3 protein-coding genes and 1 pseudogene are annotated in these 1,758 nt (G+C 33.6%); all 4 read right to left on the bottom strand.

Features of this window, described 5'->3' with window-relative positions:
• Positions 1-347: pseudogene (locus tag I6U51_RS23885) on the bottom strand (calcium/proton exchanger); the annotation flags it as partial.
• A 37-nt stretch (positions 348-384) separates the two neighbouring features.
• Positions 385-573 carry a hypothetical protein gene (locus I6U51_RS23880; RefSeq protein ID WP_211145060.1) on the bottom strand — a complete coding sequence of 63 codons (189 nt, stop codon included), beginning with the start codon at positions 571-573 and terminating at the stop codon, positions 385-387.
• 12 nt (positions 574-585) lie between these two features.
• A complete protein-coding gene (gene rbr, locus I6U51_RS23875; protein WP_211145059.1) occupies positions 586-1,125 on the bottom strand; it encodes a rubrerythrin in 540 nt (179 codons plus the stop codon).
• Positions 1,126-1,489: 364 nt separating this feature from the next.
• Positions 1,490-1,758: L-serine ammonia-lyase, iron-sulfur-dependent, subunit alpha (locus tag I6U51_RS23870; protein ID WP_211145058.1), on the bottom strand; the 269-nt coding region annotated here is incomplete at its 5' end.

The raw sequence follows: 1,758 nt of genomic DNA, 5'->3' as shown, positions 1-1,758 counted from the left end.
AATTTTTGTTCTTTATATTTAATACCACCTACAAAAATTGATATTCCAAGTACCAATAGCATATTACTAATTATAGAACCTATCAAGGATGCCTTGACCATAGGAATCATCCCAAATTGTATTGACCAAATTCCCATTGTAAGCTCTGGTATATTCCCTATTGCTGCAGTTAATAGTCCTCCTTTTTTTTCTCCTATATACTCTGATATTATAGATGTAAGTTCCCCTAGTGTAATAGCTAAAGGGACTATAACAATGGAGTACAGGACGGTATTTACTAATGGATAAGTGGTCTGAAAAAATATTAGTGATATAGCTACAACTAAGTAAATATATTTCTTATTCATTGCAACACCATCATTCCTTATAATTTATTTTTAAATATTAGTCTGATGTGTGCTCTTTTATATATTCTTCATCTATTTCTTCAAGAACTTTATTGTAGTAATCTTCATTACTCTTAGTCTTCTTTATATCGATATCTTCTTGGAATCCTCTATATGGAAAACTACTGTCATATTCCACCTCTCTTACTATAGGGAGCATTTGGCGATTTGAATATACTACGAACATAATTACTCCCTCCTATTTATAATCTTCACAGGCAATTTTAAAATAGGCTCTTGGATATTTGCACAGAGGACATACATTCGGAGCTTCTTTTCCTATATGAATATATCCACAATTCATACACTGCCATTTTACTTCTTCATTTCTTTTAAACTCCATGCCATTCTCTAAATTTTTAAGTATGGCTATAAACCTCTTCATGTGACTTTCTTCAACCTCTGCAAGTTCCTTATAAAAATCTGCAATTTGCACAAAGCCCTCTTCTCTTGCTGTTCTTTCAAATTCCTTATAAAGCTTTGAGCTTTCTAAAGCCTCTCCCTCTGCTGCATCTTTTAAGTTGTGTTCAGTACTCTTTATCATCTCTAAGTATCTACCGAAGGCCTCTCTTGCATGAGCTTTTTCATTATGCGCAGTTTCTTCAAATATGCTTGCTATATACTCATAACCTTCTCTTCTAGCTTTTTCTGCGTAAAAATCATATTTATTTCTAGCTCTTGATTCACCGGCAAAAGTTCTTAAAAGATTTTTCTCAGTCTTGCTTCCTTTTAGCTCCATTTATAAACCTCCAAAAGTTACTCTCCTTTAGTCAGTTTATTCATGCTTAAAGAGATTTGTTACAAAGGAACTTTTTTTAGAGGACAGAGGACAGAGTAAGAGGACAATTGACAGAGGACAGAGGACAGAGAAGGTGAGTTTTCTTCCTTACGTCAGAAAACTAATTTATTTTTGAGCTCGTTTCACTAATGTGAAACATCGACTTATAATATAATTAAAGATTTTTCGTAGTGTAACGTAGAAAAATCCTCCTTCATTGTCCTCTGTCAATTGTCCTCTGTCCTCTAAATTTTGCGTTGCAAAATTTTAGTTATATAAAAAAATGAGCTATACGCACGTTACTACGTATAACTCATTAATCTAATTATTCTCCAAAAACTTGTCTTTGTAATTTAAGTCCTGTTTCTGTAACAGCTAATCCACCAAGAGCTGTTTCTCTAAGCTCTGCTGGCATCTGCTTTCCTATTTTATACATTGCTTCAACTGTATCATCAAAAGGAATTTTACTCATTACACCTGCCATAACCATATCTGCTGTAGTTAATGCACTAACTGCACCAGCTGCATTTCTCTTAGCGCAAGGAACTTCAACAAGTCCTGCTATCGGATCGCATACTAATCCTAATATATTTT

This window comes from Clostridium aciditolerans, assembly GCF_016316925.1.
GTDB lineage: Bacteria > Bacillota > Clostridia > Clostridiales > Clostridiaceae > Clostridium_AM > Clostridium_AM aciditolerans.
The sequence above is the reverse complement of the archived record's forward strand: the minus strand, read 5'-3'. Positions and strand labels throughout refer to the sequence as shown.